Below are 19,753 nucleotides of genomic sequence, written 5' to 3' on the forward strand. Positions count from 1 at the left end.
CATCTGGGCGATGCCGCGCGCGTCGTTGCGGTCAGTCTTGTTGATCTGAGCTGACAGAGCCGCCTTCATGTGCCGCGTCTCGACGCAGATGACCGGGTACCCCGCTGCCGCAAGCCCACTGTAGAGCGGGAGCGCCACGGGAGCCCCAATCATCCGATCTCTTTTTTGATCTTTTCGGAACCTCAATAAGGCCCAATCGTTTCGCTTACCTTCGGTGCGACTTTTGCTCGCCGCTCTCCAAGTCCGACGGCGAGCATTTTTCGTCTCAAAGGGCGAAGAACTGGAAGGGGGGTATCATCCCGGCATCTGGAGGAGTGTCATTTCGCAGCTATCTCTCCCTCCAACGCAGCTTTTCATCCGAAGAACTGGACATGCTTGACGCGCTCGTGCAGCGCGCCGTCGACATACTCGGCATCGCCGACCAGGGTGACAGGAACGAGGCAGCCGCAAGGATCTTGTCGCTTTACACCCCCCGGCGGTCGAAGGTTCGAGGAAATCGTGGAAATAGCGGTCCGCCTACAAAAGCAGCGCAAGAGCAGCGCAGAAAGCTCGCGAGGGAACGTTAACACGGTCGCCGCGTTGATTTGCTGCGCTCGTTTCACGAGCCCTCCGGGCGCAGCTTCATGTCAGGAGCCCGTCGCCTCACCCAGGTCGGCGGGCTCACTTTGCGCTTTAGTGCGCCGTCTTCCTTGGGTCGGATCTGGCCGGCATCGTGCCAGTTTGCCGCCTGGCCGGCGCGCATGGGGGCCGCCCACTGAGATGCCGGCAAGAAACGCAAACAAGAGCCGCCCCTGAGGCCGAGGCGGTCTCGATGCGGGATGGTGAATTGATCTACCGCTTCCAGCGGCCTTCATACTTGAACTCCGGGGCGGCCTTGAGCTGGTCCTTGGTTGCGTCCATCGTCGCTTTCCACCGCTTGTCCTTCTCGTCGTAGGTGATCTTCACCGCCTCGGGACTGACAACGACGTAATGTTCTCCCACTCCGAGGAAGCCGCCAACAGAGACAACATACCCTGCAAGCGTGTGTTGGGAGAGGACCAGATCCTTGATCTCGCCAACATCGTCATCTGCGCCGTTTTTTATTTTCAGCCCAATGAGGTTGTAGCTGAGAACATCTGTTGGCTTTGCGGCAACGAACGTCTGAGTGCCGGTGCTTTCAGTAGTTTGCGCGTGAGCCGCGCAGATCAAAGGAACTGTCGTGGTGAATGCGATCAGGATCCTGCGCATGACCTCCGTCCATTCTTCTCTTGTTGCCGAGATGCCAGCGTTAACCCGGACGCCCAGTTGTTGTTCCAAATCGCCAGGGCGACTATCGTTCACGCTAAGGCCATGGGCTTCGCGCACGTGGAGTGAGCGGAACGGTAGCCGTCCTTAGCTGTTGGAGTAGCGAGCCTTGAGTGGCGGGCTAGCGACAACGGAAACGGAGACAGATCGCGATGTTGGTCATCGGCTGGATCGCTCTCGGTCTGCTTGCAGGCTTGATGGCTAGCTCGCTCGTCTACAGCACAGGCCAAGGGATCCTGGTGGACATCGCCCTCGGCATCGTCGGGGCCGTCATGGGCGGTGTCATGTTCAACTTCTTCGGCGCGGCCGGCGTGACGGGCTTCAACATCTGGAGCCTCATCGTGGCGCTCATCGGCGCAGTCGTGCTGCTATGGCTCTACCATGGGCTGGTGGGAAGACGACCCGGATCTGCCGAGTGACCGGAAGGTTCCACGGCTAGAGACGACGAAATTTCTGCGCAAGAGTCGTAACCCGCAGAACCTTCAAGATAAAAAGCCGCCTCTCGGCGGGGCGGCCGTGGGAGGGCGCGGGGACATGGATTTGTTCATCGACAACCGGACGGAGGCGCTCGTGACAAGCTCCGCGCTACACAAATTGAAGGGTACCGGGTATCTCATTTCGACCGTGAGCGTGCTTCTGCTGGCGTTCGTGAGCTGGCAGCACGCAAAGGAAAGCGTAGCTCTGACGGCATGCTTGCTCCTAGGAGCAGTAGCCTCCATCGTTGGCATGTTCTGCCGCTGGCTCACCTACGAGATCGAGAAGCGTCAAACCGCAAGGTCGGCTTCCTCGCCCGACATCATGGGCCTTGGCCGGCCCGCCCAAGCGCCGGATTTGGAGTGATTTCGAACAGCCACGGTTAGCTGATCTTGCATCCGGCAGCACGGCCGCGTCCTTCACCCGAGCTGCAGAAAACTCGTTACAATCATCGCTGCGGCCGTTAGCGTCATGACTGCCGTCGAAAGCCAGCCAAATGCACGAAGCGTGACGACCGCGGAAGCCACCACGGAAGCCAAGCCCACCAAAGCAAGCGGATCAGGACCGACGGCCGGGACAATGGCCTGATCGGCGGGTCAAATTGCTGCGCTCGTTCATGAGCCCTTTCGGCGCAACTTCATGACAAGAGCCTGTCGTCTCACCTTGTGGCAGGCAGCGGGCTTTCTGCGCGGGAACTTCAGCCGCCGCGATGAGTTATTCTGCGATGCCATGGCGCCAGCGAGTGCCGCGGACACATCTTGCTGGACGCCGAGCGCCGTCGCCTCCCTCCGGAGACGACGGCGTTTTGTTGCAGTTCGGAACTTCGACGGCCAGGAACAGTTTTATTTGCACGCTGCACCGCTATCTTCCGAGGCGGCGGCGGTGAGGCTAGGGCGTCATGCCGGAAAGGGAACTGAAGTTCGAACTGTCACCAACGGGTGCGGCATCGCTCCTTGAGAGAAATCCCTTCGATTTCTCGCCGATGATCCTTCAGCAGAAGTCGATCTATTTTGACACCCCCAAATGGGACCTCTTCAACCGCGGCATGTCCTTTCGCATCCGGCAGTCGGGGAACGAGAGGATACAAACTCTCAAAGCCGGCAATGGAAGCGCCGCCGGTTTGCTCGCGCGCGGGGAGTGGGAGCAACCGGTCCCAGGCGATGCGCCGGTTCTTGACAATCCGCAAGTCCATACCCTGCTGGCGGGCTGCAGTCAGGACCTCGCGCCCTTGTTCGAGGTTCATGTCAAACGGCATCGTTGGACCGTGACAGAAGGCGATGCCACGGTCGAAGTCGTCCTGGATATTGGGAAAGTGGTCGCAGCCGACCGTGAGGCGCCGCTATGCGAGTTTGAGTTCGAAAGCAAAGCAGGCCCGTTAGGCGCCCTGTTCCAGCTCGCCCGCCGGGTCGACAGGATCACGCCTGGTCACCTTGGAGTGCTGAGCAAAGCAGAGCGTGGCTATCGCCTGCTGGGACCAGCGCCCGGTGCCATTAAGGCAAGTACAATCCCGCTCACGCACGACATGACTGCGGCGTTGGCCTTTGCACAGATCGCAGCGGCCTGTCTCAGGCAGTTTCGGCTCAACGAAATTGCCCTTGGCTGGTCCCGCGACGCGGCAGTCCTGCATCAGGCTCGCGTGTCGCTCCGACGACTGCGCGCGCTGCTCTCAATTGGCAAGTCTTTGTTCGAGGACAGCCGTTTCGACCATATCCGCGACGAACTGCGCTGGCTTGCCCGCGAGACCGGCGATGCACGCGATATCGACGTCATGATCGAGCGGGCGAGGGGGGAGGAACTCTCAGACCGCCTGCAGGGCGCCCGCAACGACGCCTATGCAGAGGTTGAGGCGGCCCTTTCTTCCTCGCGCGCCCGCGCCTTGATGATCGATGCTGCCGAGTGGATCTCCGGCAGCGATTGGCAACGTGACCAGTCGGGCAAAGCGACGCTCGAGGCGCCGGCGAAAGAATTTTCCTCTGCCGTGTTCGACAAGTTTTGGAAGAAGGTGGCGAAGAAGGGCAGAAACCTTACCGATGTCGATGACGAAACCCGCCACAAATTGCGCATAGCCGCTAAAAAACTGCGCTATGCGGCGGAGTTCTTCGGACCGCTTTACGACAGCAAGAAGGAAGCCAAACGCCATCGCCGCTTCATCGCGGCCATGGAACATCTTCAGGACCAACTCGGCGGTCTGAACGACCTCGTCACCGCTTCCACGACGCTGTCGGCGCTCAAACTGTCGGACGTGGCGGGGGCGGAGGGTCTTTCCCGCGCGGCCGACAAGAAGAAGCTGCTGCACGAGGCGGCAGAGGCACACGAGCACTTTGTCGACGCGAAGCGCTTCTGGCGTTGAACCGGTGCGGCTACGCGGACTAAAAGGCTCAAAGACGATGGCTCCGGCGCGGGATGGAATGCTAGCCGTTAAGGGCATTAATCGTCGAAAGCCGACAAACAAATCCTCGTCCGATCTATGAGTAGTCAATCTTTGGCCGATCCAGACCTCGAACGTCAGGATGCCGAGTCTTGCATCGGGTGGGAAGCCGAAGTTCAGCACAGAAACCCTTCACCATCTCGGCCGTAGAGGCGAATTTTGTCTCCGCCGGGAGCAGACATCGTCAATGACCATGTCGCAGGCCGCTGTTGCACCGGAAGCTCCAAGCCGGCAACGATCAAAACGAGTGCTTATAGCCTGCGGTGACGTTGATCTTGTCGCCGGACAGCGCGTTATAGGGCGGGCTGGACGCGTCGAGCTTTTTCCAAGCGTAGCCGACATTCGCATAGACCGTCGTTGTGATGGGCATGGTGGCCGGGACGCAGTTCGCTGTGTCCCTCATCTCGCGCGTATCGTCGGGTTCCTATTCCGACGCGAGAGGCGGAAAACGCACCGTTGTGGGGGGAGCCGATCAGGGGTCCATCATCGGCCGTCAAAGAGGGTTAGCGGCTCGCTTCGCCACGATGAAACAGCCCGCCTCCTTGGGGGACGAGACGGGCTACATGGGCGAAGATGGCTACCGTTAGCGTCATCAAATTATCTCAGAACCAAATGCAGATCATGTCGGGGAAAACAGTGGCACCGCGACGGACAAGTCCGATTGCGGGCGTTGTCGTTATACGCTTACATCTGACCATGAGCGCAACTACCGCCTTCATCTCCGAGTTGATCCAAGCCGCCACCGAGGTGCCCCACCTCACCATGGCGGAGCGCACCGGCCTGCTTCGACGCGCCGCCGCGATGATCCGCGATTATCGCGATGAGATTCATTATTCTGTGACGCCGGCAAATGACGGCGGAAGCCAGGAAGATGTCGTCTATTTCCTGAACGAAGCGGCAGGCTTCGTAGATGATTTCTCCGACCGCGAATTTGCGGAGACAATCCTGGAGGCGATCGGTGTGATCCAGGCAGCGCAGATCCTGTTTGAGAAAAAGCGAAAGATCGAGCGGGGCGACTAGGGCGGCCGGCGGACCGTGACAAGCCAGGGGTTTTCATTGCACGCTCACTGCATTGCCTGACTTGTCATCGACCGGCGATCTGGCACGATCTTGGTTTGCTTTGCGGCAGCATGCCTTGGCAGTTGCCGCGGAGCCCTGCTGTTGAGCTGACCTTTTGTCACCAGGATCGACGTGACCGCCCCATGAGCCAGACGATGACCTTACGCCTGATTGTGCTGGTCATCGTCATTGCTGCCTTAGCAATTGGCACGGCCTCGCTCATCAGGCGCAAGAGCAACATGGTCGACGATATATCGCCATGCGAGCAATGGTCGAACCCTCGCTGTTACCAATGATGCGACGGGTAGATCGATCTTCGAGCAGTCTGCGTCTGGTCTGTGACGGCGCAAAGCCCGCCGGGGCGAACCGAAGCGAGCAATTGCGCGTATGAAGAATATTGCGCAAATCCGGGCGCATCAGTCAGTAAGCCGCGAACAGGCGCTCATATCGTTTCCACCTTTGACGGAACGTGATGCAACCGAGAGCCAAATCGCTCAATCGGTGCCGCTTGCGGTAACCTCTGCTCTTCCACATCAACCCGTGTTCCAGCCGAAGGGAGCCCTTCATGAACGCCAAGCGTTTCTCTCAGCCTGTCGAGATTTATGTCGGCGTTGGCTCCCCCCGAGTGATCGAGAATGTCGGACAAGCGTACGATGTGCTGAACCAATGGGGCGGGAGCCGTGGACCGGGGCATGCCCAGGCACTCAGCAATTGCCATAGCGCGTTGACCAATGATGGCAACGTTGGAGCCGCGCGCGTTGCATTTGTGGCCTTTGCGCGGGCGAGAGGTATCCTGGTGCCCGATGCGCTCACGGCTGCCATGACCGAGGCTGTACGGGAGTGGCTGTAACGCTGATCTCTTGCAACCACAATCCCCGCATCAGCGTTGACGCGGGGAGGTGATGTTGCGATGGATCGCGGCTTGTTCTTTCCCGTTCCGGTGACGCTTTCCGACGGCAGTGTCTTTTGCGTCGCTGATGTCATCCAGGTGGGCGATTTCCTTCTGCATCATTGGCCGGGACCAGACAGTCTCAGTCAGTCCAGGGCGCGTCGTGCCTGTCTCAGATTCCTGGACGGACAAGCCACTCCACTGGAGGTTCGCGAGGCCTTTGAGGAAGCCGCCGAGGAGGTTGGAATTTTGGTGCACTGAGGTCAGGCAACCGCCCTCCGCGCATGCGTTGATGCGCGTCATGCGCTATCCCTGCCGCCCATCCCTGAGGACGGGCGGCAGGCATGATTCATGGTTTACGGGCAGATACTAGCAACATCATGGGACGCTCCAACTCTTCGGCCAGCGCCGGAAATTGCTCGATCTGCTCCGGCGTGGGGGCGAACTCCTCAATGCGACGTATTCCGAAGCCCCCCTCAATCAGCGTATTGATCGTCGTTGCAAGCGTCCGGTGCTGTTTCAGCACTCCTTTGGCGAACCAGTCTGTGCGGCGCTCACCCTCGATTGAATAGCCGTTCACCGGCCAGGTCTTACGATCGTCCTCGTCACGCGTCCAATGCGGATGAGCTGCCGCCATGAAAATCGGGTGTTCGATGGTGAAGACGAGATCTCCACCATGCACCATCGCTGCGTGTATCATCACGATGAGACGCCCGAAATCCTGCACATAATGAAAGGTCAGAGCGCTATAGATTACATCGAACGCAGCCTCGGGCAGTTCTAGGATTTCCAGATCGGCGATGCGATATTTGATGGCCGCATCATTGGTATCGGCCCGCGCACGGTCGATCATGTTATGCGACAGATCGAAGCCAAGGACCGATGCCGCTCCCTGTTGGCGCATCCAGCGCGAGGCCCAGCCGAAGCCACAGCCAAGATCGGCTACCCGCTTACCGGTCAAGTCCGCCAACATCGCTCGGATGGCAGACCATTCAGGCGCGCCGTCCAAGCCATTCACTTGTCGTGGTAACTGGCTGTAACCAGCAAAGAAATCAGAATTGTCGTAGATGTTTTGTGCCATAGTCATCTCCTGAGGAACATGGAGGACGAGGCATTTTTTCTCACGGCAAGAAACCTCGTCCGAATTGGGCGAGGCCGAGGATGGCGATCCGCGTTGCTAGTTTGCGCGATCAGCGTCCCGGCATCCCGCCGAAGGGATGCCGGCCAGCCGGGCAACAATATGAGTGTCCTTCTCAACCATGCGGAAGATATCGGCCACGTTCGAACAGAAGTCAAACGTGGCCGTCCGGTCCATTGGCCGACGAAGTCCGCTTTGTCCGCACGGGTAACGCTCTCATCTTAAAAAATGGAGATGGCAGCGTCGGCCCCTTCACGCTCGGAGTTTCGCGTTCGCTGCATCTCATGCCGTCGACATCATATGGTCACGAAATGACCCCGAGCGTGGCGGCCTCTCGTCGCATTGTCGTTGTGCGGTGGTCGGCTGGCGGGGGCCAACTGGAAAGGGATACCCATGCTCAAAGCTATCATGCTCGCAGCGAGCATCACCTTCATCAGCGTCTTGGCGGCGAACGCACAAGAGACGCCAGCACCGCAGCCGCCGAAGCAGGCACCGGTAGCTACACACGAGGCACCAAAGATTCAGCGCTTCGATGTTGTCGATGTCAGCGAATTGCCTCGGGCGGCACAGAAACACGTCGAACAAATTGCGGCACAGGCCGGCGAAGCCAATCTCCAGCAGCTCCGCACCGGCATCGATGCCACCCCTGAGGCGAAAGCCGCGCTCGACGCCAAAGGAGCGACATCTGCCCACGTGGTCGGCACAAGCATGGTCACAGACGGAACGCTGACGCTAATCACGAAGAAAAATACCTAATTCGGTTTTCTGCTGCCCCGGCTTCTGCCGGGGCTTTTTTGCCTGGTGAGCCCATAGGTCTCGGTCGGCTCACGGCGCCGTTCATCTGCCGGCAACACGCGATGGGAGAGCGCTCGACCTAAGCGGGAAGACGACGGGCCCGCTCCGCAGGCGTGACGCCGCCTCTGATGAGACGACGGGCACCAGGCTTCAGCAAGACCGAGGCCGCTGGTGTTCCTAGAATGCGCGCCCGCCACCTCCGATGCGGAACCGAAGGTGACGGGCGTCTGGCATCCAGCGTGCGCAAGAAACGCTGGTGCCATACCAGGTTCGCAGGGCAAACCCACGGTGGCCGCTTTTGTTCCGACCTAGCACCAGGCTCCTTGTTGGGTGTCAGAGCGGCCCCCTTGCGCTATTCTAGGGGCTTATGAAGGCCCAGAAAAAAGCAATTCGACACGCGATCAAGGGAAAGCCAATCCGGCAGGTGGCGGCAATTCCCGTCAGGGTGACTGATGGCGGCGAACTGCAGGTGATGCTGATCACCTCTCGCACAACGAGAAGGTTCATCGTCCCCAAGGGTTGGCCGATGAAGCGCAAGAGTAGTCGAAAGGCGGCTGCGCTCGAAGCCAGGGACGAGGCTGGCATCGCCGGCCGCGTTCTCAAGGCGGCAGCGGGTGGCTATCGTTACTGGAAGCGGATCAAAAGCGGGTTCGTCCTCGTCGAGGTGACCGCCTATCTTTTGGCCGTCGAGCATGTTCTCGAAGACTGGAAGGAAAGCCACGAGCGTGCACGGACATGGCTTGCCCCCAAGGATGCCGCAGCCTTGATCGACGAACCTGCCTTGGCCGCACTGCTCAACACTTTGACGGTTGATAGCGTGGTGCTGGCGGCGTGAAGTCGACCTACTCTACCCGATCGGCCCCCCGAGCCAACGTCACGCCGCCGGCGCCTTTGGGGGATATTGAGCATCCGACCGGATGGAGCGGTCCGCAATTTATCCAAAAGGTGATCAGTCGAAGGCGGTAGCTCGTCGCCTCACCCTAGTCGGCTGGCCTTTATTCTGCGTTCCCCATAGGTCAGCAAAAGGCCGCGCAGCAGGGTTCGTAATACGCAAGCGAAACTCGATAAACACTCCTCCCGGCAAACCACCGAGCCTCTGGCCGCTCCCAGGAAACTCGCACAACTGGGGGCGGTGTGCTTATCTCTCAGGCGGGCGCCTCTGCTTCTGTCTCAGATCACCGCCAGGCACGATCCGCCAGGCAGTGCGCTGCGCGATGTAGCGATTGAGTTCCTCGGCCAAAGCCGTCTCGTTCGTCACCGAAGCGCCGTCGCGCCCTCCGGAGGCGACGGCGCTTTGTTGCAGTTCGGAACATCGACGGCCAGGGACAGTTTCATTTCCACGCTGCATCGCTATGGCTGCCGTGCAAAGCGTGACACCGGCGCTGTCAAGTCGAGGTTACCCTTCGCTTAACTGGCCAAGCAAAGTCGAAGCACACAGAGGCGTTACCAGCACGAGGCCCCGTACAAGGCTAGAAAAGCTCGGCCCGAACGCGATGCCCGATGAGGATTTCCGGCTGTTTCGCCTAATCCTGCACGACCAGGTGTTCTCGAATCCGCGCCTTCCCTACATGAGGCGGCCGACCGAGGCCGTGCCCACGCCCGGCCCGGTTTGCGGGCCCGCGCAAATACAGCCTCCGAATGCGACCTGCCTCTTCCATGCGAATGTAAGCAATTCTTGCACCGGCTACGGACATATGCTGGTATGAAATCAGTGCCAGTTTCCAATCTGATAACCGGATGAAGGGAGTTTGCATTATGTTCACCAGCACAAGAGGCTTTTCGCGCCGCCGGTTCCTTGGCGGGAGTGCCTTCGCCCTGGCGGCAGGCGCGCTGGGAATGCCGTTCATACGGACGGCGCGAGCGCAGGTGCCGACCTTCAAGGCAGGCGTCATCACCTCCCTGTCCGGTGACAACATCCTGGGCGGCAACCTCACCAAGCGCGGTTACGACCTGTGGGCCGACGCCATCAACGCCAAGGGCGGCGTGGAGGTGGGCGGCGACCGCTTCAAGGTCGAGATGTTCTATGGCGACGACCAGAGCAACCCCGCAACCGGCGCCGACGCGGCCGAACGACTGATCGTGCAGAACGAGGTCGACGTGCTGTTTGGCCCCTATACCAGCGGATCGACCATCGCGGTGCAGCCAATCTGCCAAAAATACCAGGTGCCGATGATCTCTGGCTCGGCCGAGTCTCCCAATGTCTGGAAGGCCAAGCCCGAGTTCAATTTCGGCATCATCCCGGCCGTGGACACGACCGCCGGCAAATCGCTTGCGGTGCTGGTCAAGATATCGAACCCCACCGCCAAGACCATCGCGGTGATCAGCGTCAACGAACCCTTCTCCAAGGAGACCGGCGAAGGCTTCCGCGACGGCGCCAAGAAGGCGGGCCTCGATCTCGTCGCCTATGAGTTGGTGCCGGCAGAGGGTGACCTCACGCCCGTGATCTCCAAGATCGCCGCGCTCAAGCCCGACATCGTCGCCGTTGGCGGCCACGAGGAGCCGCTGATCAACGTGGTCAAGACCTCAAAGTCGCTGGACTTCCGGCCGAAGGCGCTCATCATGCATTACGGCGTCACCGACCCGGCCTTCGCACAGGCGCTTGCCGCGGATGCCAACGGTACCTGCGGCGTCGCCGTGTGGCTGCCCTCGGTGCCCTACAAGGACGACCTGTTCGGCACTGCCAAGGAGTTCGCCGAGATAGCCAAGAAGAAGTCGGGGCACGAGCCCGACTATACAGAGGCTGCGTGCGCGGCCAGCGGCCTGGTCTTCGGCGACGCCATCAAGCGGCTGGGCAAGAAGCCCGCGCTCAAGCCGGAGAACCGCGTGGCTCTGAAGGACGCCATCGCCGAAACGGACATCCACACCTTCTACGGGCCGATCAAGTTCGAGAAGGACGGCAATCACTACCACGATAACATCCAGCCGGTGCCGGTGCTGATCCAGATCCAGGACGGCAAGACGGTCGCGGTCGGGCCGAAGGACGCTGCGGCGGCCGCGCTCACCTATCCGCTGCCGACCTGGAAATAGGCGTATCCGGGGCGGACACGGCGGCCCGGCCGCCCACGCCGTTCTAATTGCGACTACGGTTGCACGCGGCAAGACCACCATGCCGCAGCGCGCAGCCGCCAGACCGCCGCATGAAGCATGCCATCCGGTTTCCTGACTGATGGACGGTTCCTGCATTGGATCTCTTCCTGCAAACCTTGCTGAACGGCCTTCTGATCGGCGGCGTCATCGCCACCTTCACGATCGGCTTCCAGCTCACCTTCGGCGTGCTCCACGTCATTGACTTCGCCGTCGGCGGCTGGGTGGTGCTGGGTGGATACCTCGCCTACTACATGGCTGCGGAGCTCGGCCTCGACGGCTTCTTGGCCATCCCGGTGGCCTTCGTTCTTTTCGGGGTGATCGGCTACCTGATCGGGCCTGTCCTCTACAATGTCCGCAACAGCCGCACTGCGCGGCCGGAACTGATGGCGCTGGCGCTAACCTTCGGCCTGTTCACGCTGTTGCGCGGCGGCATGCTGACCGCTTGGGGCTTCAACACCCACAGCGTACCGACTGCGCTGAGTGGAGAAAGCCTGAGCATCGGGCCGGTGATTGTCCCGCTGATCCGCGTCGCGGCGGCGGCGTTCGCCGTGGCCATCGCCGGCGGACTGTTCGTATTTCTCTATCGCACCCGCTATGGCCTGGCGATCCGCGCCACGGCCGAGAGCCGCCAGAACGCCGCGCTGATGGGCGTCAACATCCACCGCCTCAGCGCCAACGTCTACGGCCTTTATGCCGGCATCACCGCCATGGCCGGCGTGCTGATGGGGGCGATCTATTCGGTCAACCCCGAGGTCGGCCTGCGCTATACGTTGTTCGCCTTCTTCGTCGCCGTGCTCGCCGGGCTGGGCTCTGTCGGCGGCGCGCTGGTGGCGGCCCTGCTGCTAGGCGTCATCGAGGCGTTCGTGTCGACCTATGTGGGGTCGAGCTACTCGCTGCTGGCGATCTTCGCCACGCTGTTCCTGGTGCTGCTGGTGTCCCCGCGCGGGATACTCCAGCGGGGTTTGTGAGGGCGGCTCGACATGAAGTCCCGCTTGGCCAGCCTTGTCCTGCTGATCGCGGCGATCGTGGTGTTGGCGCTGCTCCCGGCACTGGTCAACAACTACTGGCTGCGCATCGCCACCGGCGCGCTGATGTGGGCGGGGCTGGCCTGTTCGTGGAACATGCTGGGCGGCTATGCCGGCTACATCAATTTCGGCCAATCGGCCTTCTTCGGGCTTGGCGCCTACACCAGCGCGCTGCTGATGGGCGACCCGCTCGGCCTGCCCTTCTTCGCCACCATCCCGGCCGGCATCGTGGTGACGGCGATCTTCGCCATCATTATCGGCGCGCCGACGCTTCGGCTGCGCGGCGCCTATTTCGCCATCGCCACTTGGGCCTTCGCTGAGGTGCTGACGCAGTTCGTCAATGTGGTGGGCTTCACCGGAGGCATTGGCGGCTTGAACCTGCCACCATTCCTCGACGAGCGCTTCTTCTACTTCACCATGTTCGCAGCCGCCGTGCTGACCTACCTCGTCACTTGGGCGCTGTTCGAGCGTTCTCGTTTCGGGCTGAAGGTCAAGGCGCTGCGCGACCACGAGCCGGCGGCGGAGGCGATGGGCATCAATACCGCGCTGGTGAAGTTGCAGACTTTCGTGCTCAGCGCGGTCACCGCCTCGGTGTTCGGCTCGATTTTCGCCTATTGGGTCACTTTCATAAACCCCAAGAGCGTGTTCGGCGGCGACATCACCGACCAGATGGTGGTGATGGTGTTGCTGGGCGGTCTTGGCAGCCTGTGGGGCCCGGCAATCGGCGGCGTCGGGCTTTTCGTCATCAACCGGCTGCTTTGGATGAACTGGGGCGACACCGCATTCTACATCGCCATTCTCGGCGCCGCGATCGTGCTGGTGGTGCTGTTCCTGCCCAACGGCATCGCCGGCCTGTTCGCAAAGCGCCCGGCCGAGTCCGCCACAGTGCTGGATAAGGCCGTCGACAAGCTTGTAGGCAACGGCGAGGGAGGGCATTCGTGAGCCAGACCGTACAGGCAGTCGCGAACGACGGAATGCGCCCGAGCGGCGGATCCATCCTCGTCGTGCGCGATCTCTACCGTTACTTCGGCGGTATCAAGGCCGCCAACGGCGTCAATCTCGACGTCGGCCGGCGCGAGATCGCCGGGCTAATCGGCCCCAACGGCTCGGGCAAGTCGACGCTGTTCAGCCTCGTGGCGGGCACGGTGAAGCCCGACCGTGGCCAGATCCGCTTCGACGGCCACGAGATCGCCGGCATGAGCGCCCACAGGATCGCCCGGTTGGGGCTGGCCCGCACTTTCCAGATTCCGGCCATGTTCGACAACATGACGGTGACCGAGAACCTGCTGGCCGGCGCAGCCCAGGGGCACTGGCAGGGTGCCCACGAGCGCGCCGCCGAGACGCTAGGGCTGCTGAAGCTGGTGCACGTTGCCGACAACCGGGCATCGGACCTTTCGGGCGGCCAGCAGAAGCTTCTGGAGTTCGGACGCGTCATCATGCGCCAGGCATCCCTCATCCTGCTCGACGAGGTAACGGCGGGCGTGCACCCCAACATCCGCAAGATCATACTGGAAGCGATTGCCAGGCTGCGCGAGCGCGGCATTTCCTTCCTCATCATCGAGCACGACATGGAGATGGTGCGCAACGTGTGCGACCGCATCATCGTCATGGATTCCGGCCGCGTGGTCACCAGCGGTTCCTTCAACGACATCGTACGCAATTCGGAAGTCATGCAGACCTACCTGGGGCGGCCGCAATGACCACGCTCGTCGCCGAAAACATCGTCACCGGCTACAGCAAGCAGGAGATCGTCCATGGCGTGTCGTTGACGGCCGAGGCCGGCAAGATCACCTGCATCTTCGGGCCGAACGGCTGCGGAAAATCCACCCTGCTCAAGGCCATCGCCGGGGCGCTGCCGATGTGGAGCGGTAGCGCCAGCCTGAATGGCACGACGCTCTCCAACCTTCCCGTCCATGATGTCGTTCGGCAGGGGCTGGTGCTGATGCCGCAAGGCGGCGGCGTGTTCCCGCGCCTTACCGTGATGGAGAACTTGCGCATGGGCGGCTACACGCTTGCCGACCCACAGCTGGTGGAGAGCCGCATCGAGGCGCTGATCGACCAGTATCCCTTCCTGGCGCGGCGGCGGCGCACGGCGGCAGGATCGCTGTCCGGTGGGGAGCAGGCGATGCTTTCACTGGCTCGCACGCTGGTTTCGGAGCCGCGCTTCGTTCTGCTCGACGAGCCCTCTGCCGGACTGTCGCCGGCCATGGTGATCGAAACCCTGGAGCGCATCACCGGGCTCACCGCGCAGGGCATCGGCATATTGATGGTAGAGCAGAACATCCGCGAGGCCATGCCCCTCGCCGACAAGCTCTACATCCTCGCTGCCGGCGAAAAACGCTTCGAAGGGACGCCAAGCGACGTGCGCGACGACCGCCAGATCATGGACATCTATATGGGCGGCGCCTGAAGAGATATCCCGACAGTGGAGCTTTCGACACAAGGGCCGCGAAGCCTTCTACCGCACCGGGTCAACGAAAGGCATCCAATCGGCGTATGCCCGAAAGCTCGGGATGATCCTGGCCATGCTTGATGTGGCCAAGGAACCGCAGGACCTGAATCAACCGGGCTTGCGGCTGCATCCCCTGAAAGGTCATTCCGCGGTGTGGAAGCGGGCGTTCGATAGCGACTACCCCTTGAGTGTGGCGCGCGATGCGTTCGTCAGGTTTGCCAAGGAGAAGGGTATCTTCGAAGACGTGTTCATGCCCTTGCCTTGGATGGTAACGTCCAGTGGCCGCAGCGGAATGCCGGCCTGAAACAGCTTTTCTGAATGGTGGCGGCTGTCTCATGCCGTCCTTCGCTGGCTGCGAGACGAAGCGGTCGCGCTCGAGAGCATAGGCAACGGGCGAGTTTTGGAGGTGACGGGGCGAGATCCAGGTCAGGCATCTCCGCGGACGACGTCACTTGCAGAACTGACCAGCCCCCATGGTCACGCATACTGACCCGTCGACTTCGAACGACAGCGGAATATGCAACCCAAGGGCGTCTGCAAAACACCATGCCGGAAGGGCAGCGACTGTCCGGGGCGCTTGCGCCGTTGGTGGGAACCCTTGATGCGGTGGTGTGCATCGCAGATGTAGAAATAGATCAGCCGGCGGTCGATCTGCCGAGCCGTCCCGATGCCGTTGCGCTGATCGTACACGTCGGGCAGCACAGGCGACCCGAAAGGCGTGGTGCTCACTCATGCCAACTTGCTCGCAAATATTTGTCGTCCGACGTGTTCGTCAGTTGGCTGCCTCTCTATTACGACATGGGGCTGATCGGCGCCTGGCTTGGATGCCTGCACTACGCGGCGCCCCTCTATGTCATGTCGCCATTGAGTTTTCTTGTGCGGCCCCAGGCGTGGTTGTGGGCCACTTCATCCTACGGCAGGAGCACCGCCAAGTGCGCAATGCCCACCTTTCGGTGCCGTCAAGGCAGCGAGTCGGACCAGAAGCGCACGGGCCGTAAGTGTCGTGCGCGAAAGTACGATCGCTACCGCGGCCATCGCGAGCGGCAGCGACCAAGCCCAGCCTGCCACCTGTTTGTGCGGACGATATGACCGGGCTCTGTCGCAAACCCGACAGCAGTGGACACGCATCGGCCGAACAAAAGCCCGACAGTGCCGTTCCGATTGCCGGCAGCCCATTGCCCGTCAAGCCGTTCGAGATAGGGCTCCAACGAACTTTCTCTTGACCGAAAGACGTCGTTGCGTTGCCCTCTGAGCACTTGGCGGATCAAGCCGCAGCTATGACCGGTACGGCGCACGATTTCTTTGATCGCGACACCGTGCTTTCCGAGCGCCATAATGGCCGCATTGGTCTGTTCGCGCCGGAGATAGCCTTCGTATTGAAGGCGTTCGGCCGCGGTCAGCAGCTTGGGATTGATGCGCGTTGCACTGACTGTTTTGCGGATTTGGCGCATCGATTTGCGGACGGAGTCCAGGAATGCACGGCTGGCATTCTCCATCAGATGCCATCGATCAGCGATCTGCACTGCATTAGGCAACGCCTTTGCTGCCGCCAGCCCGTAAGCGCCGCCGCGGTCGCGAGCAATGATCTGGATTTGGGGGGTCCGCCGCAACCAAGCCTCTGCCGTCGCTGGCTCACGGTCCGGCAGCAGTCGGATCGGCTGCCGACGCTCTAGTCACACACGATCGTGCCATAGCGATGATTGCGCCGCCAAGCCCAGTCGTCGATGCCGATCACCGAGGGCGGGGGCGACGGTGGCATAAGAAAAGACGCCACACCCGAAGGGTGAGCGCCTGTAAAGGCGGGAAGGTTACCGATCGGAGGCAGGAAATACGAGACGCGCGCGCGCTTCTCGAATGGCTTTGACCATTTGTCTGGACACATTGGGCTGACGCAGGATCTCCACGTCGCTCATGTCATCGAAATCGGTGAGGCGGGTAAAATTTATGCGCAGCCGACTGACAAAGAGCTTCGACATTCCGCTGTTTTCTAGACGATCAGGATGATCTTCTGGAAGAAATACAAATTCGAAATTAGTAATCATAGTCGATACCTTTCCGCTCAATGCCGCGATTCGATTGATTTTCGAAAGCGCACGATGTCGTTGCACAGCAGGTTACGGTAGCTGTGGCCGAGCAACTACTGTCAAATTCTACAGTTGTGTCCATGCGAAGTTTCGGAACGATAGCAGTGTGCTTGACGAAGCGAGCACTGGCAGCGCGTGGTGTCGGCGATGGAATCCTTCCGGTCGCTATCAAGTGCGGTTTGTGATCTTCGGCTGTGCTCGGCTCCCCGTGACCTGCCATGGAACTTTCAGGCTGCGATTAGAGCCTCAGCGGTTGGTCTGATTCTGGGTGAGGGCAGAGAGTTTATTTCTTCCGAGATGAGTATGCACCCGGCAGCATTCTGGCTGGATCCTCCCGAAAGCGGACGGTCATCAAGCGGCCCCCAAAGTGCCGCTGGCGACGCGCCGATGTCGGTCAATCGGCCCCTCCATGTTCGGAGTTTCGCGTTCGCCGCACTTCATACTGTCGACATCATATGGTCACGAAATGACCCGGAGGGTGGCGACCTCTGGACGCATTGTCGTTGTGAGGTGGCCGGCTGGCGGGGGCGAACTGGAAAGGGATACCCATGCGCAAAGCTATCATGCTGGCAGCGAGCATCACCTTCATCAGCTTGCTAGCGGCGAACGCACAAGAGACACGAGCACCACAGCGGCCGAAGCAGGCTACGCCCGAGGCACCACAGATTAGGCGCATCGATGTTGTCGATGTCAGCGAATTGCCTCAAGCGGCACAAAAACACGTCGAACAAATTGCCGCACAGGCCGGCGAAGCCAATCTCCAGCAGCTCCGCACTAGCATCGACGCCACCCCGGAGGCGAAAGCCGCGCTCGACGCCAAAGGAGCGACATCTGCCCAGGTGGTCGGCACAAGCATGGTCACAGATGGAACGCTGACGCTAATCACGAAGAAAAATACCTAAATAGATTCTGGCTCACTGCGCCATCCATCTGGCGGGAGAGCGCCCGACCCGACCCTAAGCGGAAAGACGATGGGCTCGCTCCCCAGGCGTGACACCGCCTGCAAGGAGCCAAGGCAAAGACCAAACTCACTGTGGCGGCTGAAGTTTCCGCGCAGAAAGCCCGCCGCCTCCGATGAGACGACGGGCGCTTTGGTATCCAGCAAGACTTGTCCGCGGGACTCGCTGGAGCCAAATAAACCAAACCCGCCGAGGCCGCTGGTGCGCCCGCCACCTCCGATGCGGAACCGAAGGTGACGGGCGTCTGGCATCCAGCGTGCGCAAGAAACGCTAGTGCCATGCCAGGTTCGCAGGACAAACCCACGGTGGCCGCTTTTGTTCCGACCTAGCACCAGGCTCCTTGTTGGGTGTCAGAGCGGCCCCTTGCTTTCATGACTTGCCTCCTATGGCTGCCCGGCGAGGAACAACGTCGTTGGCTACACAGATGTGGCGGGCGGCCTTTGCGTTTCAGTGCGCCGTTCTCGCTTCCGCCTTCCTGATCGGGATCTGCGCTATGTGGATCTCGGACATCGTCTTTGAAGAGTGGTGGCGCGTCGGTTCAGAACGCAGCCCCCACAATAGTCGGCGCCGGCTGCAACAATTGATGTGAGGCGCCGCACAACACCAACGTGTGATGCGCCCACCTCATAGCATCGGCGGCGGACGACGCTACCTAACACCGTTCAGAAGGTGCCAACCGAAAGGCATGCTGACATGTCTACTATTCGGAAAATCAGTGACGCTGTGTCGATCGCTCTGCTGGCGTTGGTGGCGGTTGGCGGAGCGACGGCTCTTGCCGGCGGACTCAACTCAATGGGGAGCCATACAACGGTTCCAAGCCGCAGCCCTACGACTCCAGGTAGCCGCATGACGCCAGGTAGCCGCACGACTACGCAACCGCAGTCCCAAAGCGGCATAATCCAACAGGACCAACAGACCATTCAGCAAGAGGAGCAGGAGAATCAGAATTACCAGCTGCAGCAACAGCAGCTTCGAAACCGGGATCGCCAGAATATCGAGCCCAAGGCGTCGGAGACGCCTAACGTAGAAACTCCGTTTGGACGCTGACCAGCAAGCCCGACAGCGGGCTGTCTCGGCTTCGTCGTCGGCGTCGTGATGCTGGGCGAATCGGTGCTGAAGATTGTCGGGTGGTTCCGGCCGCCTTGATGCGGTGACCGGTTTAGCTTCGCCTTAAGCGTTAACCGAAGTTGAACAGACGCGGCCCCGCACGGTACCAAACATATCCATCTTGTTCACGAGTGAATCCGGAGCATCGAAGCTGCGCTTGTTCGAGGTGTAGGCCAGGTCGCCTTCGATGCCGAGAACAACATTGTTGGCCAGCTGGACATTGTAGCCAAGCACGCCACCCAGCAGGATGCCGTCCGAGCCAGCCTTGAAACTGCCGCCGGTCCAGTCGTCATCGATGTCGTGCCAGTCGCTCTTCAACCCCGACCAGCCGATATTGGCGCCGACATATACACCCGACCAGTTGTACGCGGCAACCGGCTCCTGAACGACAACGTCGGCAGCCTGGGCACCGGTAATGCTGGCAACGAGAAGCGCCGAAGCGATAATGTAACTTTTCATGAATCATATCCCCGAGGCGGGCAGGGATAATACAGTCGCGCAGAAATATGCAATCGGTTGATGTCGGCACCATTACATCGGCGACATTCTGTTGAACTTCTGCTGCGACTTTCCGGGTGCAGAAATATCAATTGTCATTAGGTGACAGACGTAGCAGTTTCTGCCACCGCAGCCCGCCTCGTCCCCGCGAGGCGGGCTATTCTATTATCGCGTGACATAATATTGGATAAAAGCTATATTGCATCTGTAATGCTACATCATTTTCTTACGCCCAGTTGCCCGCCTCGGTTTCCGGGGCGGGTTTTTTTCCGGAACTTCAGCTGAGCTGCGGCGTTTTACTTCCCTCCTAAGATTGGTTTGATGTGCGATTGTCCCGCCTCGGTTCGCCGGGGCGGGCTTCTCTTTTGGGGCGGGAACTGTCAAGCGCAAGAAAGTACCCCGGATAGCAAGCTCCAGGCTCTAACGATGAGCACAAAGGATCGTGTCAGCAATTCAGGTGCTGCCGCGTGGTGC

Annotated in this window: 22 protein-coding genes and 2 pseudogenes; 16 read left to right on the forward strand and 8 right to left on the reverse strand. The window is 60.7% G+C overall.

Features of this window, described 5'->3' with window-relative positions; genetic code table 11:
• Positions 1–126, reverse strand: a pseudogene (locus C7I85_RS29500) (IS110 family transposase); the annotation flags it as partial.
• Positions 127–831: 705 nt separating this feature from the next.
• Complete coding sequence (locus C7I85_RS29510; protein ID WP_106727561.1) at positions 832–1,227, reverse strand: PRC-barrel domain-containing protein; 396 nt, start codon at positions 1,225–1,227, stop codon at positions 832–834.
• Between the two features lie 209 nt (positions 1,228–1,436).
• Between C7I85_RS29510 and C7I85_RS29515 the strand changes: the two genes are divergently transcribed.
• From C7I85_RS29515 to C7I85_RS29525, 3 genes are all read left to right on the forward strand, one after another.
• Positions 1,437–1,703: a GlsB/YeaQ/YmgE family stress response membrane protein gene (locus C7I85_RS29515; protein ID WP_106727562.1), complete on the forward strand. Its 267-nt coding sequence runs from the start codon at positions 1,437–1,439 to the stop codon at positions 1,701–1,703.
• 115 nt (positions 1,704–1,818) lie between these two features.
• Positions 1,819–2,124: a hypothetical protein gene (locus C7I85_RS29520; protein WP_106727563.1), complete on the forward strand. Its 306-nt coding sequence runs from the start codon at positions 1,819–1,821 to the stop codon at positions 2,122–2,124.
• A 532-nt stretch (positions 2,125–2,656) separates the two neighbouring features.
• Entirely contained in the window at positions 2,657–4,108 is a 1,452-nt protein-coding gene (locus C7I85_RS29525; protein WP_106727564.1) for an inorganic triphosphatase, read from the forward strand.
• A gap of 316 nt (positions 4,109–4,424) precedes the next feature.
• Here the strand turns inward: C7I85_RS29525 and C7I85_RS31295 are convergent, their stop codons facing one another.
• Positions 4,425–4,589 carry a hypothetical protein gene (locus C7I85_RS31295; protein ID WP_181257459.1) on the reverse strand — a complete coding sequence of 55 codons (165 nt, stop codon included), beginning with the start codon at positions 4,587–4,589 and terminating at the stop codon, positions 4,425–4,427.
• A 170-nt stretch (positions 4,590–4,759) separates the two neighbouring features.
• Here C7I85_RS31295 and C7I85_RS29535 point away from each other — a divergent pair, with 170 nt between their 5' ends.
• The 3 genes from C7I85_RS29535 (at position 4,760) to C7I85_RS32435 (ending at position 6,395) form a co-directional block, all read left to right on the forward strand.
• The gene (locus tag C7I85_RS29535; RefSeq protein WP_146149011.1) at positions 4,760–5,206 is read left to right on the forward strand and encodes a hypothetical protein; all 447 of its coding nucleotides are present in this window, start codon (positions 4,760–4,762) and stop codon (positions 5,204–5,206) included.
• A 604-nt stretch (positions 5,207–5,810) separates the two neighbouring features.
• Complete coding sequence (locus C7I85_RS29540) at positions 5,811–6,095, forward strand: DUF982 domain-containing protein (protein ID WP_106727567.1); 285 nt, start codon at positions 5,811–5,813, stop codon at positions 6,093–6,095.
• 60 nt (positions 6,096–6,155) lie between these two features.
• A complete protein-coding gene (locus C7I85_RS32435) occupies positions 6,156–6,395 on the forward strand; it encodes a DUF982 domain-containing protein (RefSeq protein ID WP_106727568.1) in 240 nt (79 codons plus the stop codon).
• A gap of 88 nt (positions 6,396–6,483) precedes the next feature.
• Here C7I85_RS32435 and C7I85_RS29550 read toward each other — a convergent pair whose 3' ends face one another.
• Complete coding sequence (locus C7I85_RS29550) at positions 6,484–7,215, reverse strand: class I SAM-dependent methyltransferase (RefSeq protein ID WP_106727569.1); 732 nt, start codon at positions 7,213–7,215, stop codon at positions 6,484–6,486.
• Positions 7,216–7,665: 450 nt separating this feature from the next.
• Here C7I85_RS29550 and C7I85_RS29555 point away from each other — a divergent pair, with 450 nt between their 5' ends.
• From C7I85_RS29555 to C7I85_RS31940, 8 genes are all read left to right on the forward strand, one after another.
• Positions 7,666–8,028, forward strand: a complete 363-nt coding sequence (locus C7I85_RS29555; protein ID WP_106727570.1) for a hypothetical protein — start codon at positions 7,666–7,668, stop codon at positions 8,026–8,028.
• A gap of 406 nt (positions 8,029–8,434) precedes the next feature.
• Positions 8,435–8,902, forward strand: coding sequence for an NUDIX hydrolase (locus tag C7I85_RS29560; RefSeq protein WP_106727571.1), 468 nt, complete (start codon positions 8,435–8,437; stop codon positions 8,900–8,902).
• A 920-nt stretch (positions 8,903–9,822) separates the two neighbouring features.
• Positions 9,823–11,094 carry an amino acid ABC transporter substrate-binding protein gene (locus C7I85_RS29565; RefSeq protein WP_106727572.1) on the forward strand — a complete coding sequence of 424 codons (1,272 nt, stop codon included), beginning with the start codon at positions 9,823–9,825 and terminating at the stop codon, positions 11,092–11,094.
• Between the two features lie 155 nt (positions 11,095–11,249).
• On the forward strand, positions 11,250–12,122 hold the full coding sequence (locus tag C7I85_RS29570) for a branched-chain amino acid ABC transporter permease (RefSeq protein ID WP_106727573.1): 873 nt from the start codon (positions 11,250–11,252) through the stop codon (positions 12,120–12,122).
• Positions 12,123–12,134: 12 nt separating this feature from the next.
• The gene (locus C7I85_RS29575; RefSeq protein WP_106727574.1) at positions 12,135–13,121 is read left to right on the forward strand and encodes a branched-chain amino acid ABC transporter permease; all 987 of its coding nucleotides are present in this window, start codon (positions 12,135–12,137) and stop codon (positions 13,119–13,121) included.
• Positions 13,118–13,879, forward strand: a complete 762-nt coding sequence (locus tag C7I85_RS29580) for an ABC transporter ATP-binding protein (RefSeq protein WP_210203111.1) — start codon at positions 13,118–13,120, stop codon at positions 13,877–13,879. Before C7I85_RS29575 ends, C7I85_RS29580 begins: the two co-directional genes overlap by 4 nt.
• Entirely contained in the window at positions 13,876–14,589 is a 714-nt protein-coding gene (locus C7I85_RS29585; protein ID WP_106727575.1) for an ABC transporter ATP-binding protein, read from the forward strand. The genes C7I85_RS29580 and C7I85_RS29585 overlap by 4 nt, the downstream gene beginning before the upstream one ends.
• A 4-nt stretch (positions 14,590–14,593) precedes the next feature.
• Positions 14,594–14,935, forward strand: a complete 342-nt coding sequence (locus C7I85_RS31940) for a type II toxin-antitoxin system RelE/ParE family toxin (protein WP_106727576.1) — start codon at positions 14,594–14,596, stop codon at positions 14,933–14,935.
• 173 nt (positions 14,936–15,108) lie between these two features.
• Here C7I85_RS31940 and C7I85_RS31945 read toward each other — a convergent pair whose 3' ends face one another.
• Entirely contained in the window at positions 15,109–15,360 is a 252-nt protein-coding gene (locus C7I85_RS31945; protein WP_245445167.1) for a hypothetical protein, read from the reverse strand.
• Between C7I85_RS31945 and C7I85_RS31950 the strand changes: the two genes are divergently transcribed.
• Positions 15,350–15,439, forward strand: coding sequence for a hypothetical protein (locus tag C7I85_RS31950; RefSeq protein WP_245445165.1), 90 nt, complete (start codon positions 15,350–15,352; stop codon positions 15,437–15,439). The two genes, C7I85_RS31945 and C7I85_RS31950, sit on opposite strands and share 11 nt — an antisense overlap.
• A gap of 340 nt (positions 15,440–15,779) precedes the next feature.
• On the opposite strand, the pseudogene C7I85_RS29600 reads toward C7I85_RS31950, so the two are convergent.
• Positions 15,780–16,381, reverse strand: a pseudogene (locus tag C7I85_RS29600) (transposase); the annotation flags it as partial.
• A 58-nt stretch (positions 16,382–16,439) separates the two neighbouring features.
• On the reverse strand, positions 16,440–16,673 hold the full coding sequence (locus tag C7I85_RS29605; protein ID WP_106727577.1) for a hypothetical protein: 234 nt from the start codon (positions 16,671–16,673) through the stop codon (positions 16,440–16,442).
• Positions 16,674–17,263: 590 nt separating this feature from the next.
• On the opposite strand from C7I85_RS29605, the gene C7I85_RS29610 reads away from it, so the two are divergent.
• Positions 17,264–17,617 (forward strand): hypothetical protein, encoded by a 354-nt coding sequence (locus C7I85_RS29610; protein ID WP_106727578.1) that lies wholly within the window; start codon positions 17,264–17,266, stop codon positions 17,615–17,617.
• Positions 17,618–18,844: 1,227 nt separating this feature from the next.
• Here C7I85_RS29610 and C7I85_RS29620 read toward each other — a convergent pair.
• Positions 18,845–19,240, reverse strand: a complete 396-nt coding sequence (locus C7I85_RS29620) for an outer membrane beta-barrel protein (RefSeq protein ID WP_106727580.1) — start codon at positions 19,238–19,240, stop codon at positions 18,845–18,847.
• Between the last annotated feature and the right edge of the window lie 513 nt (positions 19,241–19,753).

The organism is Pseudaminobacter soli (ex Li et al. 2025) (assembly GCF_003012705.1).
GTDB classification, from domain to species: Bacteria; Pseudomonadota; Alphaproteobacteria; order Rhizobiales; family Rhizobiaceae; genus Pseudaminobacter; species Pseudaminobacter soli.

What these genes read in the sequence shown, in the direction of transcription:
- C7I85_RS29555 (WP_106727570.1), top strand. Translation starts at nt 7,666, where the DNA reads ATGCTCAAAGCTATCATGCTCGCAGCGAGCATCACCTTCATCAGCGTC.
- C7I85_RS29540 (WP_106727567.1), top strand. Translation starts at nt 5,811, where the DNA reads ATGAACGCCAAGCGTTTCTCTCAGCCTGTCGAGATTTATGTCGGCGTT.
- C7I85_RS29620 (WP_106727580.1), bottom strand. Translation starts at nt 19,240, where the DNA reads ATGAAAAGTTACATTATCGCTTCGGCGCTTCTCGTTGCCAGCATTACC.
- C7I85_RS29560 (WP_106727571.1), top strand. Translation starts at nt 8,435, where the DNA reads ATGAAGGCCCAGAAAAAAGCAATTCGACACGCGATCAAGGGAAAGCCA.
- C7I85_RS29515 (WP_106727562.1), top strand. Translation starts at nt 1,437, where the DNA reads ATGTTGGTCATCGGCTGGATCGCTCTCGGTCTGCTTGCAGGCTTGATG.
- C7I85_RS29535 (WP_146149011.1), top strand. Translation starts at nt 4,760, where the DNA reads ATGGCTACCGTTAGCGTCATCAAATTATCTCAGAACCAAATGCAGATC.
- C7I85_RS29585 (WP_106727575.1), top strand. Translation starts at nt 13,876, where the DNA reads ATGACCACGCTCGTCGCCGAAAACATCGTCACCGGCTACAGCAAGCAG.
- C7I85_RS29550 (WP_106727569.1), bottom strand. Translation starts at nt 7,215, where the DNA reads ATGGCACAAAACATCTACGACAATTCTGATTTCTTTGCTGGTTACAGC.
- C7I85_RS29520 (WP_106727563.1), top strand. Translation starts at nt 1,819, where the DNA reads ATGGATTTGTTCATCGACAACCGGACGGAGGCGCTCGTGACAAGCTCC.
- C7I85_RS29510 (WP_106727561.1), bottom strand. Translation starts at nt 1,227, where the DNA reads ATGCGCAGGATCCTGATCGCATTCACCACGACAGTTCCTTTGATCTGC.
- C7I85_RS29605 (WP_106727577.1), bottom strand. Translation starts at nt 16,673, where the DNA reads ATGATTACTAATTTCGAATTTGTATTTCTTCCAGAAGATCATCCTGAT.
- C7I85_RS29565 (WP_106727572.1), top strand. Translation starts at nt 9,823, where the DNA reads ATGTTCACCAGCACAAGAGGCTTTTCGCGCCGCCGGTTCCTTGGCGGG.
- C7I85_RS32435 (WP_106727568.1), top strand. Translation starts at nt 6,156, where the DNA reads ATGGATCGCGGCTTGTTCTTTCCCGTTCCGGTGACGCTTTCCGACGGC.
- C7I85_RS31295 (WP_181257459.1), bottom strand. Translation starts at nt 4,589, where the DNA reads ATGAGGGACACAGCGAACTGCGTCCCGGCCACCATGCCCATCACAACG.
- C7I85_RS29575 (WP_106727574.1), top strand. Translation starts at nt 12,135, where the DNA reads ATGAAGTCCCGCTTGGCCAGCCTTGTCCTGCTGATCGCGGCGATCGTG.
- C7I85_RS29525 (WP_106727564.1), top strand. Translation starts at nt 2,657, where the DNA reads ATGCCGGAAAGGGAACTGAAGTTCGAACTGTCACCAACGGGTGCGGCA.
- C7I85_RS29610 (WP_106727578.1), top strand. Translation starts at nt 17,264, where the DNA reads ATGCGCAAAGCTATCATGCTGGCAGCGAGCATCACCTTCATCAGCTTG.